The sequence below is a fragment of the Spirosoma pulveris genome (genome assembly GCF_054781875.1).
In genome coordinates this window covers 266073-280410 of sequence record NZ_BAAGTO010000005.1, presented here as the reverse complement: position 1 = coordinate 280410, position 14338 = coordinate 266073, and the positions used below count along the sequence as shown (strand labels likewise).

14 protein-coding genes are annotated in these 14338 nt (G+C 50.3%); 10 read left to right on the top strand and 4 right to left on the bottom strand.

Going from position 1 to position 14338, the window contains the following annotated elements:
• Positions 1 to 32: 32 nt before the first annotated feature.
• From ACYVJM_RS19010 to ACYVJM_RS19000, 3 genes are all read left to right on the top strand, one after another.
• Positions 33 to 587, top strand: a complete 555-nt coding sequence (locus ACYVJM_RS19010; protein ID WP_297379303.1) for a peroxiredoxin — start codon at positions 33 to 35, stop codon at positions 585 to 587.
• 89 nt (positions 588 to 676) lie between these two features.
• Positions 677 to 1264 (top strand): carboxymuconolactone decarboxylase family protein, encoded by a 588-nt coding sequence (locus tag ACYVJM_RS19005; RefSeq protein ID WP_461149804.1) that lies wholly within the window; start codon positions 677 to 679, stop codon positions 1262 to 1264.
• Positions 1265 to 1460: 196 nt separating this feature from the next.
• Complete coding sequence (locus ACYVJM_RS19000) at positions 1461 to 2459, top strand: cytochrome C (protein WP_461149803.1); 999 nt, start codon at positions 1461 to 1463, stop codon at positions 2457 to 2459.
• A 285-nt stretch (positions 2460 to 2744) separates the two neighbouring features.
• Here ACYVJM_RS19000 and hemH read toward each other — a convergent pair whose 3' ends face one another.
• A complete protein-coding gene (gene hemH, locus ACYVJM_RS18995) occupies positions 2745 to 3806 on the bottom strand; it encodes a ferrochelatase (protein WP_461149802.1) in 1062 nt (353 codons plus the stop codon).
• 156 nt (positions 3807 to 3962) lie between these two features.
• Here hemH and ACYVJM_RS18990 point away from each other — a divergent pair, with 156 nt between their 5' ends.
• A complete protein-coding gene (locus tag ACYVJM_RS18990; RefSeq protein WP_461149801.1) occupies positions 3963 to 4904 on the top strand; it encodes a LysR substrate-binding domain-containing protein in 942 nt (313 codons plus the stop codon).
• 8 nt (positions 4905 to 4912) lie between these two features.
• Here ACYVJM_RS18990 and ACYVJM_RS18985 read toward each other — a convergent pair whose 3' ends face one another.
• Together ACYVJM_RS18985 and ACYVJM_RS18980 are read right to left on the bottom strand one after the other, a co-directional pair.
• Positions 4913 to 5758: a hypothetical protein gene (locus tag ACYVJM_RS18985; protein WP_461149800.1), complete on the bottom strand. Its 846-nt coding sequence runs from the start codon at positions 5756 to 5758 to the stop codon at positions 4913 to 4915.
• Positions 5759 to 5810: 52 nt separating this feature from the next.
• Entirely contained in the window at positions 5811 to 6566 is a 756-nt protein-coding gene (locus tag ACYVJM_RS18980) for an NUDIX hydrolase (RefSeq protein ID WP_461149799.1), read from the bottom strand.
• Between the two features lie 164 nt (positions 6567 to 6730).
• On the opposite strand from ACYVJM_RS18980, the gene ACYVJM_RS18975 reads away from it, so the two are divergent.
• The gene (locus ACYVJM_RS18975; protein WP_461149798.1) at positions 6731 to 8362 is read left to right on the top strand and encodes a carboxylesterase/lipase family protein; all 1632 of its coding nucleotides are present in this window, start codon (positions 6731 to 6733) and stop codon (positions 8360 to 8362) included.
• A gap of 91 nt (positions 8363 to 8453) precedes the next feature.
• On the opposite strand, the gene ACYVJM_RS18970 is transcribed toward ACYVJM_RS18975, so the two are convergent.
• Complete coding sequence (locus tag ACYVJM_RS18970; RefSeq protein WP_461149797.1) at positions 8454 to 9767, bottom strand: protoporphyrinogen/coproporphyrinogen oxidase; 1314 nt, start codon at positions 9765 to 9767, stop codon at positions 8454 to 8456.
• A 218-nt stretch (positions 9768 to 9985) separates the two neighbouring features.
• Here ACYVJM_RS18970 and ACYVJM_RS18965 point away from each other — a divergent pair, with 218 nt between their 5' ends.
• The 5 genes from ACYVJM_RS18965 (at position 9986) to ACYVJM_RS18945 (ending at position 14322) form a co-directional block, all read left to right on the top strand.
• Entirely contained in the window at positions 9986 to 10603 is a 618-nt protein-coding gene (locus tag ACYVJM_RS18965) for an anthranilate synthase component II (RefSeq protein ID WP_461149796.1), read from the top strand.
• Entirely contained in the window at positions 10600 to 11376 is a 777-nt protein-coding gene (locus ACYVJM_RS18960; RefSeq protein WP_461149795.1) for an alpha/beta fold hydrolase, read from the top strand. Before ACYVJM_RS18965 ends, ACYVJM_RS18960 begins: the two co-directional genes overlap by 4 nt.
• A gap of 118 nt (positions 11377 to 11494) precedes the next feature.
• On the top strand, positions 11495 to 12163 hold the full coding sequence (locus tag ACYVJM_RS18955) for a CBS domain-containing protein (RefSeq protein ID WP_461149794.1): 669 nt from the start codon (positions 11495 to 11497) through the stop codon (positions 12161 to 12163).
• Between the two features lie 113 nt (positions 12164 to 12276).
• Complete coding sequence (locus tag ACYVJM_RS18950; RefSeq protein ID WP_461149793.1) at positions 12277 to 13152, top strand: NAD kinase; 876 nt, start codon at positions 12277 to 12279, stop codon at positions 13150 to 13152.
• A 162-nt stretch (positions 13153 to 13314) separates the two neighbouring features.
• Complete coding sequence (locus ACYVJM_RS18945) at positions 13315 to 14322, top strand: DUF6089 family protein (protein ID WP_461149792.1); 1008 nt, start codon at positions 13315 to 13317, stop codon at positions 14320 to 14322.
• The last annotated feature ends 16 nt before the right edge of the window (positions 14323 to 14338 follow it).

Genomic DNA, 14338 nt, shown 5'->3' with positions numbered 1-14338 from the left:
GATCATATAGTTATACAACCTCAATAAATTCCATGAAAAATCATATTGTATCCGTTGGTTCAACTTTTCCGGAGTTCAAAAAACTGGCTGTCGTTTCGCTCGATAAAGACAAAGAGTTTTATGAGATTTCATCTGAAGATCACAAGAACGCTGGTCAGTGGCTGGTGATGTTCTGGTGGCCTAAAGATTTTACGTTTGTTTGCCCAACTGAAATTGCCGAGTTTAACAAGAAGTTCGAAGATTTCCAGGATCGTGACACGATGGTCATTGGCGCTTCGACCGACAGCGAGTTCGTTCACCTTGCCTGGCGCAAAAACCACGACGATCTGCGTGGTCTTAAGTTCCCAATGCTGGCCGATACCTCCAAGTCGCTGGCCGAAGAGCTGGGTATTCTGGAAGCAAACGAAAAAGTGGCCTATCGCGTAACCTACATCGTCGATCCCCAGGGTATCGTTCGCTGGGTAGCGGTTAACGACCTGTCAGTTGGCCGGAACGTAAACGAAGTAATCCGCGTATTGGACGCTCTGCAAACCGACGAACTTTGCCCCTGTAACTGGGTGAAAGGCGAAGAGACACTAACGGCCTAATCAAAGAGCGACAGAGTGAATGAGTGAAAGTGTGGGTCTTAAAGCCGCTCGTTCGCTCATTCACTCTGTCGCTCATTCGCTTCTTAAAAATGACAACTACGCAAAATGAAACCGTTGTGTCGCTGCTGAATCTGGTAGGACTCAACGCCGAAGGTACCTATCCGGCATTGGACGCCCTGGCGCAAGCCGACCACCGTTACCTGCGCGACCTGAAAATCAATGTGGGTAACGTGCTGAACAGCAGCCAAACACTGAGCAGGAAAGAAACCCTGTTGCTGGCCCTGTCCGTAGCCGTTAACGAGAAGCATCAGCCGCTGATGGACTCGCTGACGGAGGCTGCCCGACAGGAAGGGGCAACCGACGCCGAACTGGCCGAAACCATTGCCTGCACCTCGCTGCTAAGCACCAACAATATTTTTTACCGGTTCCGTCACTTCACCAGTAAGGAGTACTATCAGCAAACACAACCGGGTATTCGCATGAGCATTATGATGAATCCGGTGCTGGGTAAAGAGTTTTTCGAGCTGATGAGTCTGGTTGTGTCGGCCGTCAACGGTTGTGAACTCTGTGTTAAGTCGCACGAGGAAAGTGTCCTGAAACATGGTTCCAGCGAGCCTAGAATTTTCGACTCGATCCGGTTGGCATCGGTCATAAAAGGCCTTATTACGCTACTTTAGGCACTGTTTGGCTAACCAGGCCAGGTGTGTATATAGTAAAGCGTTGTTTAGTGAAAGAAGCCTTCTATTCGTTCTGACGTGAGCGAATGGCAGGCTTCTTTTTGTGTTTTTCAGGTCTGCCGACCGTTCACACACATTGTGACGTAATTTTCAAAGATTTCTATGAAATTGTTGAAAATCCACGATCACTAAAAAAATGAAAAAACGAATTGTAAAGATTGTTTTGGGTCTAGTAGGGGCCTTTGTTCTTCTTGTTATTAGTGCACTGGCCTATGTTAAACTTGGTTTGCCGGCAGTTGAAGCCGCTCCTGAAGTGAGTATCAAAGCCACGCCAGCCCAGGTCGAGCATGGCCGGTACCTGGCCAATCATGTAGCTTCCTGTATGCATTGCCATTCCTCCCGCGATTTTTCTAAACTGACCGGTCCGAATATAGCGGGTACGGAAGGGAAGGGCGGAGAGCCTTTTCTGCGCGAAATGGGCTTCCCGGGCAATTATTACGCCAGTAACCTAACCCCTGACCATCTTGGTGAATGGACTGACGGCGAAATCTACCGGGCGATCACAACCGGTGTCAGCCGCGATGGACATGCCCTCTTTCCAGTCATGCCGTATATGAGTTACGCGCAGATGGCCCCTTCTGATATCAACGATATTATTGCCTATTTACGAACCCTGAAGCCGATCAAAAATGATGTTCCGGCATCTGAGTCTGATTTTCCGATGAATTTCATCATCAATACCATGCCTGCCCAGCGTGAGCCGGGAACCCGCCCCGATACGGCAGACCATGTAGCGTATGGTAAATACATCACCACCTTTGCCGCTTGTGGCGATTGCCACACACCGGTCGACGCACAGGGCGCACCATTGCCAGGAATGGATTTTGCCGGTGGACGCGAATTTCCACTACCAACGGGTACGGTTCGGGCCATGAATATCACCGCAGATAAGTCGGGGATCGGGGGCTGGACAAAAGCAACCTTTATTGCCCGGTTCAAAGCCTACGCCGATAAGAGCAAACCCCTGCCAACGGTGCACGAAGGAGAGTTTAATTCGGTCATGCCCTGGACGGTACTTGCGGATATGAGCGAACAGGATTTAGGGGCTGTGTACGAGTACCTGCGGTCGCTGAAGCCAGTTCAGCACAAAGTAGAACGGTTTACACCCAAAGCAAAACTTGTAGCCAGCCGGTAAGGAAAGATGAACATTCTTTTTAGTCTACAGTTTAAGAATACAAATGCGTCTACAGCCTGGTAGCAATGAGTCATAACGCTGCTGTATTGCTTCAGCATACGGATAAAAAGTGCCTATAGACCTATTGCAATTGATGATATTTTATCAACTTTAGTGCTGTATCTGCCGTAATGAAAAGCCCGCTCTCTTTGACAAGAAGCGGGCTTTTGTAATGAAGTATATATAGGGTTTTCGCTTAAACCCTGAATGGTATAATTTCTCTTTGCCGAAATCTGCTTTGGATGCTCAGGCAGTTTTCACCAGATCGACCAGCGTTTCAATCCAGATCGGACTATCGTTCAGGCTCTCGACCAGTTGCCAGTGCTTGCCGCCAACTTCCTCAAACATCTCTTTATATTCAACGCCCACTTCAATGGTCGTTTCCAGGCAATCGGCAACAAAAGCGGGCGAGAAAGCCAGGACGCTATGCACCCCTTTGCCCGGTAAGGCTTTGATCACATCGTCGGTATAGGGCTTGATCCAGGGATCGCTGCCCAGCCGCGATTGAAAACAGGTTGTGTATTTGCCTTCGGGGATATTGAGCGCCTTGACCAGCAGACGTGTCGTTTCAAAGCACTGCGCCCGGTAGCAATGCTGGTTCATGGCCTGAAGAGAATCGCAGCAATCGCCAAGTTTACAAACCGTTTTGGTTACGTCGCCCTTTCGAATTTGCCGTTCGGGCAGTCCGTGGTAGCTGAACAGGAAATGATCGTAGTCGTACGTAGCCATGTATTTTCGGCCCAGTTGCGCAAATCCCTCAATGAATTTGGGATGCTCCAGGAACCGATTGATGAAGCGGATGCCCGGAATTACCTGCCATTCCTTGACAATATCCATCACTTTCTGGTACACCGATCCCGTTGATGCTGAAGCATACTGCGGAAAGAACGGAATAACGATGATGTCCGTTAGCCCCAATTGCTGGAACTCACTTAAACCGGCTTCAATACTGGGGCTCTGGTAACGCATGGCTAATTTGACTACGTACCGATTGCCAAGTGCCTGTTGCAATTCCCGTTCAACAATGTGCCCGTAATACTTCAGCGGTGACCCCGTTTCGGTCCACAGTTCTTTGTAAACTTTAGCCGATTTTGGTGCCCGGAATGGAGCAATGATGCCATTGACGAGCAGGGAACGCGGAACAAGGGGGATGTCAATTACCCGTCCATCCAGCAAAAACTCGCGCAGGTATTTGCGCACGTCGGGTACGTTGGGGCTGTCGGGTGTCCCCAGATTAACGATTAAAACGCCCGTTTTACCGTATATCTTTGGGGCGGAAACGGGTTGTTGTAAAACAGAAACGTCCATGGTAGGAAAAACAAGGATGATAACGAGTAAGTTGCAGTTACTTCAGATTAAAAACTGCTGTCAAGACGGTTGAGTCGCATGTATGAGCGGCAAAAATACGACAAGGATGGATTCGTTTCGTTAGTTCCTTACCAGATACCACTTACCAACTCATTAATGACCCTTACTCAACTCGATTATATTGTTGCGGTAGATACGTACCGGCATTTTGCAACGGCTGCCGAGGCCTGTCATGTAACACAGCCAACGCTCAGCATGCAGATCCAGAAGCTGGAGGATGAACTGGGTATTCTGGTGTTCGACCGCTCGAAGCAACCCGTTGTCCCTACCGAAACCGGACAGGCGGTCCTGGCTCAGGCTCGGGATGTACTGCGCGCAGCCAAGCGTATTCCCGAAATTGTTAGTGAGTCGAAAGAAGACTTCAGGGGAGATTTTCGAATTGGCATTATTCCAACCCTGGCTCCCTATTTGCTGCCTTACTTCATTGGTGAATTTGTGGGGAAGTACCCGGCCGTATCGGTACATATTCAGGAACTGGTAACAGAGCACGTTGTCGAAAAGCTTCGGAATGGCCTGATCGATGTCGGGCTGGTGGTGACCCCGCTGGAAGAGAACGGAATCACGGAAATACCGCTCTTTCAGGAGCCTTTCGTGGCCTATGCTGCGGATTCAAATCCTTTGCTGGATAAAACGTCGGTATCGTCGTCCGATCTGCTTTCCGATGGGCTGTGGCTGCTGACCGAAGGCCACTGTTTCCGCACGCAGGTTATGAATCTGTGTGGTGCCGACCGCCACGCGAACGGAAAGACGACTTTGCGTTATGAAACCGGCTCGCTCGAAACTCTCATTAAGCTAATTGACCGGCAGGATGGGTTTACGTTGCTTCCTTACCTCGCCACGCTTGATATGGACGCTGCCCGCCGGGCACGACTTCGACCGTTCGATGCGCCCGCTCCGGTACGCGAGGTTAGTATTGTGATGCACCGCAGCTTCCTGAAACGTCAATTAATCAATGCCCTGAAGCAGGAGATTATGGTTCATCTGCCCCCGGAAATAACCAGCGTAGCGAAGGGCGGCCGTATAGCCAGTGTGCGTTAAGTGCCTATTTAGTTGTTAAGCCGCTTCCCGGGCTTCCTCGCTCGTTCTCGTTTGGACCGTTCCATTTGTTGGTACATCTGCCGAAACCCGCTCCCGTTTTTGATCGCATTGGTAAGCGTTGGCACCCCTGCCCGCCCCACAACGGCCAGCCAGCGGGCCACTTCGGCGGCTGCGGTTTCGTAAGCCAGCATGGTGTGTATGTAACTGCCGCCAAAAAAATCGCGGGTGGATTCCAGGTCGGTGAGTTTCATCATTGGATAATGCGAAAATGATTCCATGCGAGTCTCGTCGACAAGCGCATCGGCTTGCGACAGACTGTCGGGTTGTTCCCATACCGATGGGTTACTGAATCGATAATCGACCATTAGCGCAAGGCCTTCGTTGAACCATTGCGGAATTTCCCGCTTAACCCGCCACCAGCCCAGCCGCGAAAAGAGTTCGTCGTGGCAAAGCTCATGGGCTATCACATCGGTATTATTTCCATCTGGCCCGAGCACAAGGTACGACGCGCTCCAGGGAGTGCCAATACTGCAACCGGCTCCTTCGCCCCCGGCGCAGTAGGTCTCGTACTCAGCCTGGGCAGGGCAATAAATTAAGGTTGCCGTTCCCTGTCTGTCTCCCCAAAATCGCCGGATGCGCTGGTAGGCCGTTTGCGTATGTTCATGAAGCTGGGCCAGTTGCTTGGTGGTGGCTTTGCGGCTGGTGTATACGTTGCCGGTTTTCTCAAGCAGCCGGAAATCTGCCGAATAAGGGACGCGCATGCACCGGATTACCTGCGGAAAAAGCCACAAATAACTAATAGGCACCGCAATCAGCGCTAGCAAACTATACCGGAAAAAGACACGTCCACGCATGAAAAGAACAGCAAAGCATTTGGTAAGGCAGGCGATTCACAGCTGACTGCCCCTATCCGGAAGTACTGTTAGGCCCGAATCTATACAGATAGGGCGCTTTATGGGCTCCACCGCTGTACTTTTTATCGAGCCGCTGTAAAATTCCCAAACTAAGCATCTTTCGCTGAAAACTGGAGCGGTGCAGGGGTTGACCCAGGATTGTTTCGTAAAGGCGTTGCAGATCGGCCATCGTAAATACGTCAGATAGGAGCGGGGCTGCCCATTGGTTGAAGCCAATCAACTTGCGGTCGAGGTCGGCTCGTAACGTTTCCAACGCTTTCTGAACAATGAGCCGGTGATCCTGAATAAGCGGGGGCAGCGCCGTAAGCTCATACCAAGCGCAGGTATCAGACAGCGAATCGGGAATGGGTATCGCCTTGGTGAAGTCGATCAGGGCATAATAACCTACAGACACAAACCGGCGCAGAAGCCAGTGGTCGTTGGTAGGGGTGATGCCCTTGGCTTCCATGATGGCCCGCATAGGGGCAACATCGTACCGGGCGAGGTCACCAAATGTATAGAACTGTTCCAGAAAAATGTCGGTCAGGCTGGTGCGCTCGGCCAGTACCCGCCGGGCCGCATCATTCAGGTTTTCATCCTGCCGGATAAACCCGCCGGGTAGGGCAAACAGGCCCGTGTTCCGGTATTCCAGCAACAGGATTTTCAATTGGCTCTCATGAAATCCAAACACAACAAAATCCAGCGCGAGGCCCGGCAGGAAGTCAAGTCCGGCGAAGCTTATCTCTTCTGGAGACAACTGATGAGACATAGGGATTAAATTGAAAACGCAAGTAACAAAAAATTGGGAGGTCTGGGTTTAGTTTTTTATTATTGTCGCAAAATGAGACAATAGTCGTACTGTCTTCTTTCTGACTAGTTAAATCAGGCGATACAGGCATTATGTCCATTTTTAAATAGATTAACTACTAAATCATGAAAAGCCTGTTTCTCCTTGTTTTATCCACTGTTTCGCTGGCTCATCTGGCTACAGCCCAGTCAGCGAAGGCTCCACAAGCCAAAACGGCCAACGGCATTGTGGAGGGCGTCGTTGAGCCGAGTGGCATCCGCGCCTTCAAAGGTGTTCCTTTTGCGCAACCGCCTGTAGGTGACTTACGCTGGAAAGAGCCCCAGCCGGTCAAAAACTGGCAGGGTATACATAAAGCAGATAAGTTTGGCCCCCGCGCGATGCAACGGCCAATTTTTGGCGATATGGGGTTTCGCTCCAACGGCATGAGCGAAGATTGTCTCTATCTGAACGTATGGACGCCTGCCAAGTCGGCTAATGAAAAATTGCCCGTTCTGGTGTATTTCTACGGGGGTGGCTTTGTTGCTGGTGACGGTTCTGAATCTCGCTACGATGGCGAAAGTATGGCGCGTAAAGGCATTGTAGCCTTAACAGTAAACTACCGACTCGGTGTGTTTGGCTTCTTCGCCCATCCTGATCTGACAAAAGAATCGCCGAACCATTCGTCGGGTAATTATGGGTATCTTGATCAGGCTGCCGCGCTCAAGTGGGTGAAGGAGAACATTGCCGCTTTCGGTGGTGATCCCAATCGGGTAACGATTGCCGGTGAATCGGCCGGGTCAATTTCGGTTAGTGCGTTGATGGTTTCGCCGTTATCGAAAGGGCTGTTTGCACAGGCTATCGGCGAAAGTGGTTCGTTGCTGGGTGGGCTTCCGCCAACGTCGCTGGCCAAAGGCGAAGAGGCAGGTACCAAGTTTGCGACGGAGGCTGCAGGAGCCAATACCCTGGCTGAGTTGCGGGCAATGCCAGCCGAGAAGCTGCTCGAAGCAACTGCCAAGCCTGGTGTCCCTTGGTTTACGTCGACCATCGACGGCTATTTCTTTCCGAAGCTGCCATTAGAGATTTTTGCCGCTGGCGAACAGGCTCACGTGCCCCTGCTGGTTGGCTGGAATTCCGAAGAGATGAATTACCGGGCCGTGATGGGCCAGGAAAAGCCAACGCCCGAAAACTACGCGAATGCCTTGAAAAAGCTCTATAACGACAAGGCCGATGAGGTACAGAAATTATATCCGGGTTCTACGGAGGCCGAAATACTGGAGTCGGCTACGGCATTGGCCAGCGACCGTTTTCTGGCCTACAGCACCTGGAAATGGGCCGATATGCAAGCTAAAACCGGCGGTGGTAAACCCGTTTACCGGTATTACTATTCGCGGCCTCGTCCGGCCATGACGCCCGCCATGGGCAATGCTGCTCCCGGTTTAGCGGGAGGTGTGGTGAAATCGACAGACGCAAATGCGATGAAAGTGGCACCTGCCAGCGGAGCAGTACACTCGGCCGAAATCGAATATGCGATGGGCAATCTAGCCTCTAACAAAGTGTATGCCTGGACACCCGACGATTACAAAGTATCGGAGGTGATGCAGAATTTCTTCGCCAATTTCATTAAAACCGGGAATCCAAACGGGCCGGGCTTACCCAAGTGGTCTGCCGCTAATACGGGCAACAGTGTGCAATACATGCATATAGATGTTAATACGCGTCTGGAAACGGAGAAAAACCGGGCGCGCTACCTCTTCCTCGATCAGTCATTTGGTAGATAGTGAAGTAGTGGGTTGGTAAACAGTGAAGTGGTGGAGTGAGTGGAGTAGTACAATTACTAATTCACTCATTTCACCACTTCATCATTTACCACTACGCGGCTTCACTAATCATCTCCGCCACTTGCCGGCCTGTTTGTATGGCGGCATTGAGGGATGGGTAAGCTGTTTGATCCCCGCACTGGTACAGGCCATCCGCTAGTTTCAGGGAGTGCCGGATTGCGTCATTGCCGGCTTGTTCAGGCGTGTAGGCCGGTAAAGCCTGTGGGATATGATACGTTTTCAGGTGCCGCCATTGGTTAGCCTCTTCGCCAAACCAATTGACCAGTTCGGTACGGATTTTAGCCGTTAGGGCGGCTTCATCCAGCAAAACCAGGCCTTGGGTACTTACCGAAACCAGGGTTTGCCCGGCTGGCGCGTAGGTTGGTGCTACATCGGTCAAAATCGCCACGTTATGCACGGCCGAACTTCGGTGCGTGTTCAGTAAAAGCAATTTTTCTTCTGGCGGACGTTTCGTGAACTGGTTTGGGCCAACGGCGAAATACGTGCAGGTTGTGTGGTTGAATGCCTGCTCGGTCGGTAACGGACGACCTGTTAACTGAGCCGCCTGAGCCGCATCGACAGCCAGTACAATGGCCTGTCCGGTCAGGGTTTCGCCCGAGTTGAGGTGAACTGTATGGCCGTCAATCCGTGTAACGGGCGTCTGCAACCTAATCTGGACGGGCGCCAGCCTACTGGCCAGTTGATTTGGTATCGCTTCTATACCATTGGCTGGAATAGCTGCTCCACCAATAAAAAACATCCGGAAGCAGAACTCGAAGAAATTGCTGGAGGTCGTGAGTACATCTTCCAGAAAAACACCTCCGAAAAACGGCCGGAAAAATCGCTCGATCATTTGCCCGGAGAAGCCCATGTTGAGCAGAAAATCCAGTGTCGTAATGGGGGTCTGCCGGAAAAGTTCGTCGATAGGCAGTTCCTGTGTTCGGCGGAGAAGTTCCACGATGCGAAGCTTGTCAGCAAAGGTGCCAACCGGCGATGCCAGCGTTTTAAAAATAGAAAGCGGCTCCTGAAACGGATTCAGCAGGGTCATCCATTCGGGAGTGGGCGTCTGGTGATGAATGAGTGCACCGGACCGGAAATACTGCAGATCCAGCGCATTGTAGTTAAGCAGCCGTTTTGTTTCCGGATAAGCTGTCAATAGAATCTGAAACCCCCGATCGAGCCGAAAGCCGTCTACGGTATCGGTACGAACCCGACCGCCAACCCCGTCGGATGCTTCGAGTACAACTGCTTCAATACCCGCTTGCTTTAAATAAACAGCACAGGCGAGACCTGCCATACCGGCACCAATAATCAGAACAGGTCTGCCGGTTGATCCATTACCGGAACTGGATAAATCTGGGGACATACCGCGAACGCTTTGGTTGATAAATAAAAATCAAATTTAAACGCTACGTCTGCCATTCAATGAACCAAGTTTGATTTGGGTAGTATTATTTTAATAAAAATTGAATAATTGCAAGTTATTGATAAGTTAAAATACTGACAATCAGTTGTAGAAAAATAAAAGTTGTTGGTTTTTTTTAGAAATATTAATTTTGCTCAACTGAATTGCGTTATTGCGGTATGAAGCTGTTGGTGGTAGATAACTTCGATTCATTTACGTACATGCTGGTCGATTACTTCCAGCAGGCTGGTGCCCGCTGTCGGGTTGTCAGGAATGATGAACCCATTAGCCATATCGTCAGCGAGCGCGTGGATGCCGTAGTGCTATCGCCGGGGCCGGGTACGCCGAGAGCGGCAAACCGGCTCATGGAGGTTATCGACTATTATCACCAGTCTGTACCTATGTTAGGTGTGTGTCTGGGGCATCAGGCACTGGGCGAGTTTTTCGGAGCAACGTTGGGCCGGGCTGTTAAGCCCATGCATGGAAAAGTATCAACGGTTCGAACGCTCAAAAAAGACTGCTTGTGGAGGGGATTGCCAGCCGAGTTTGACGTAACACGCTATCATTCGCTCGTTCTGACAGACCTTCCCGAGGAATTGGTACCTACGGCCGTAACGGAAGAGAATGAGTTAATGGCCATGCGTCATCGAACATTACCGCTTTGGGGTGTTCAATTTCATCCTGAAGCCGCCTTGACGCAACATGGAATGATGTTGATCCAAAACTGGATTGATTCTCTTCGGTTAATACATAAAATAAACGACTTGACTACACCTTTAACCGCGCAGTACGCATGAACTATCAGATTCGGGAAGAAGCAGGATTCCGTTATGTAGACGAAGGCCAGGGCGAAGTATTACTTCTATTACATGGCTTGTTCGGTGCTCTCAGTAACTGGGATAGCGTTATAAATACATTTTCGGACCGGTATCGGGTTATCATTCCGTTGCTGCCAATTTATGAAATGCCCATCCGGCAAGCTAGTCTGGAGGGGTTAGTCGCTTATATTGAGAAATTTGTTGTCCAGAAGTCCCTGTATGATATGACCCTGTTAGGCAACTCACTGGGCGGGCACCTGGCCATCTTGTATACATTTAAAAACCCGGAACAGATTCGGCGACTGGTATTGACGGGAAGCTCGGGACTGTTTGAGAACGGCATGGGCGGCTCATTTCCCAAACGCGGCAGCTATGATTACATTGCCGAGCGCGTTGCTTACACGTTCTATGATCCGAAGGTAGCGTCGAAGGAGCTGATCGACGAAGTGTTCGAGATAACCAGCAGCATTCCTAAATGCATGAGTATTGTGGCCATTGCCAAGTCGGCACAACGCAACAATGTAGCGAAGGATCTGCACAAGATTCAGGTACCCACGCTGCTTGTCTGGGGATTGAACGATACTATAACACCCGCCGAGGTAGGACATGAATTTAATCGGCTGATTACGGGTTCTGAATTGTACTTCATTGACAAGTGCTGCCATGCGCCCATGATGGAATGCCCGGACCGCTTCAACGAATTATTGGATAACTGGCTAGCCAAACATCCGGTTATTGAGTTAATAGCGTAGGTTTACTACATGTAGTGAGGCAGTACGTTTTATTCACTATACTAAATCTTGAAAACTATGCAGGAATTTCTGTAGTTTTCAGCGAACAGTTTCAGTTGTTAAACGACATCGATTATTTATGCTGGCTGCCGAACTAATAGATCCCATGCTTCCGGCTCTGAAGCCAACCGACCTGGTTGGGCAGGCCTTGGCGTGGATGGAAGAACACCGTGTCGGGCAACTCGTACTGACAGATCAGGGCGAATACCGGGGCATCGTGAGTGAAGAACTGCTGATGGATGTTGCCGACGACGACCGTCCCTTGAGCAATGTAATGTGCCTCTTTGAACAAATGTACGTGCTGGAAAACCAGCATCTTTTTGAAGTACTGGGACTAGCCATCCAGCATCAGATGGAAGTGATAGCTGTGCTTGGTGAGGGGCGGGAATTTACAGGCACTATCGCAACGAGCGAATTACTGAAAAAATTTGCACAGGATTTGGGCGTACAGGAAGCGGGCGCTATTCTAATCCTGAATATGAACGAACGGGACTACTCCATGGCCGAAATCAGTCGCCTTGTCGAGTCGAATAACGTGAAAATAATCAGCAGTTATTTTTCCAGTGCGGCCTATGGCATGCCTGATCGTTCGCGGCTGACCCTCAAGCTCAATCGGCGGGACATTACCCCCGTCATATCTACGCTCGAACGGTTTGGTTATCAGATTGAAGCCGCCTTTGCCAACGCCCCCGTCGAAAGTATTGATCAGGAGCGACTCGACCTACTGCTTCGTTACCTTAATACATAAAGAGTGATAGGTTCGTGAGTGGTAAGTTATAAGTGGTTGGCGCAGGAGTTGTTTTTGTGTCAACCACTTATAACTTACCACTTATAGGCTTACCACTTACTCCCTACTTTTTTATGAAAATCGCCATTCACGGGCGCAACTTTCCCGAATCAGCGCGACCTTACATTCAATCGATGTTCGAAGAACTGTCCCGGCGGCAGGTCGATGTGCTGATTTCACAGGGGTACCGCGAGTACCTGGATACCATGGGTGTGGCTCATTACAGCCAGGCAACGTATACGGTCGAAGAAGGGGTCAGCGATGCCGACTTTATCTTTAGTTTAGGGGGAGATGGCACCCTGCTCGATGCTGTTACCCACGTAGGCGTTCATCAGATTCCCATCATTGGCATCAATATTGGCCGGCTGGGCTTTCTGGCGACCGTTGCGCCGGCATCGGTCCGACTGATGATCGATGCTATTTTCAACAACCAGTATACCATTGATGAGCGGAGCCTGGTCAGTGTACGATCCAGTCAGGATATTTTCGGGAATCTGCCATTTGGGCTCAATGATTTCACGATTACGCGCACCCAAACCTCGTCGATGATTACGGTTCATTCGTACCTCGACGGTGAATTCCTGAACTCTTACTGGGCTGACGGGCTGATTATTTCAACACCTTCGGGGTCAACGGGTTACTCGCTCAGTTGTGGCGGCCCTGTTCTGCTGCCTCAAACGGAAAGTTTTATTATAACGCCAATAAGCCCGCACAACCTCAACGTTAGACCCATGATTGTGATGGACAGTTGCCAGTTGGCCTTCGAGGTAGAAAGCCGGAGTGGTAATTTTTTAGCGGCACTGGATTCGCGTTCGTTTACCGTCGACACATCGGTGCGGATTAGTGTTCAGAAAGAAGCCTTTAAAGCGCGGCTGGTTAAACTCAGCGATGATAATTTTCTCAATACCCTCCGCAGTAAGCTGAATTGGGGGTGGGACATCCGTAATTGACAAGTAACTTCATTGAGTTCACCCAGGAGTATACCTTTGTACGTTAGTAGGTTTTGCTTTATCATAATTTTTACCATCCAACTCCAATAAAAGTGATAGCCCTACCGTTTCGGAATTGGTTGGCTTTGGGGTCGACTGGGTTGATTCACGCATTTAAAGAGTATGAATAACTATAAACAGCTAGTTACAGGCGCTGCGGTATTCTGTTTGCTGACCAGCTCAGTCACAGAAAGTCTGGCACAAAGACGGCCGAATCCTCGTTTTGCTCCCTATTCGTCCGTTTCATTTGGCGTTGGGACATCTACTTACTTTGGTGATTTAGCGGGCTATCGGCAACCATTAAGAACATTGACTACGTTGCCAAGATGGAATGTTGGCCTTGGGTATACACGTCAGTTTACGCCCCATTTTGCCGCCAGGGCTACCTTTACCTGGGCACGCATCACCGGGGATGATTACACGTTCAATAAAACCACTATCGAGAAGAACCTGGTTCAGTATGCCCGGAACCTTCATTTTCGAAATGATCTGAAAGAGTTCGCCGTTACCGGTATCTATAATTTTATTGTAGATGGCCGAAACTCAAACTCCCGCGCCCGGATTACCCCGTATATTTTCGGCGGCCTGGCCCTGGTAGCGCACAGCCCGGAGGCTCGTACCCCTGCTGCCCCTGATAATGGCGATTATGAAGCCCAAAAATGGGTGAAACTCCAACCGTTACATACCGAAGGACAAGGCCAGCCCGGCCGCGACAAGCCCTATTCGCTCGTTACCTTGGCGATTCCGGTGGGTTTTGGCGTTCGGTATAAGTTGAACGATAACTTTAACGTAGGCGCCGAAATAGGTTTCCGCTACGCCTTTACCGACTATCTTGACGATGTAGGCTCCGGAGCCTACGCTGACCCCGCCACCCAGCAGGGAGTCGGAACGATCATGTCGGATCGTCGATTTGAGCAAAACGCTGCCCGTTATAAAAATCCACCGGCTCGCTACGATGTGTTACGGAACATGTTTGACAACGGCACCCCCGAAATGAAAGCAGCAATTTCTGATGCCTTGACCCGACCTACGCGTAGTGATGATGGTAAGTTCAATGACGGGTATCTGTTGACCAATTTCTCGATCCATTATATCATACCCGGTAAAATTAAATGTCCGCCAACCAAGTAACCGGCAGGCGTTTAGT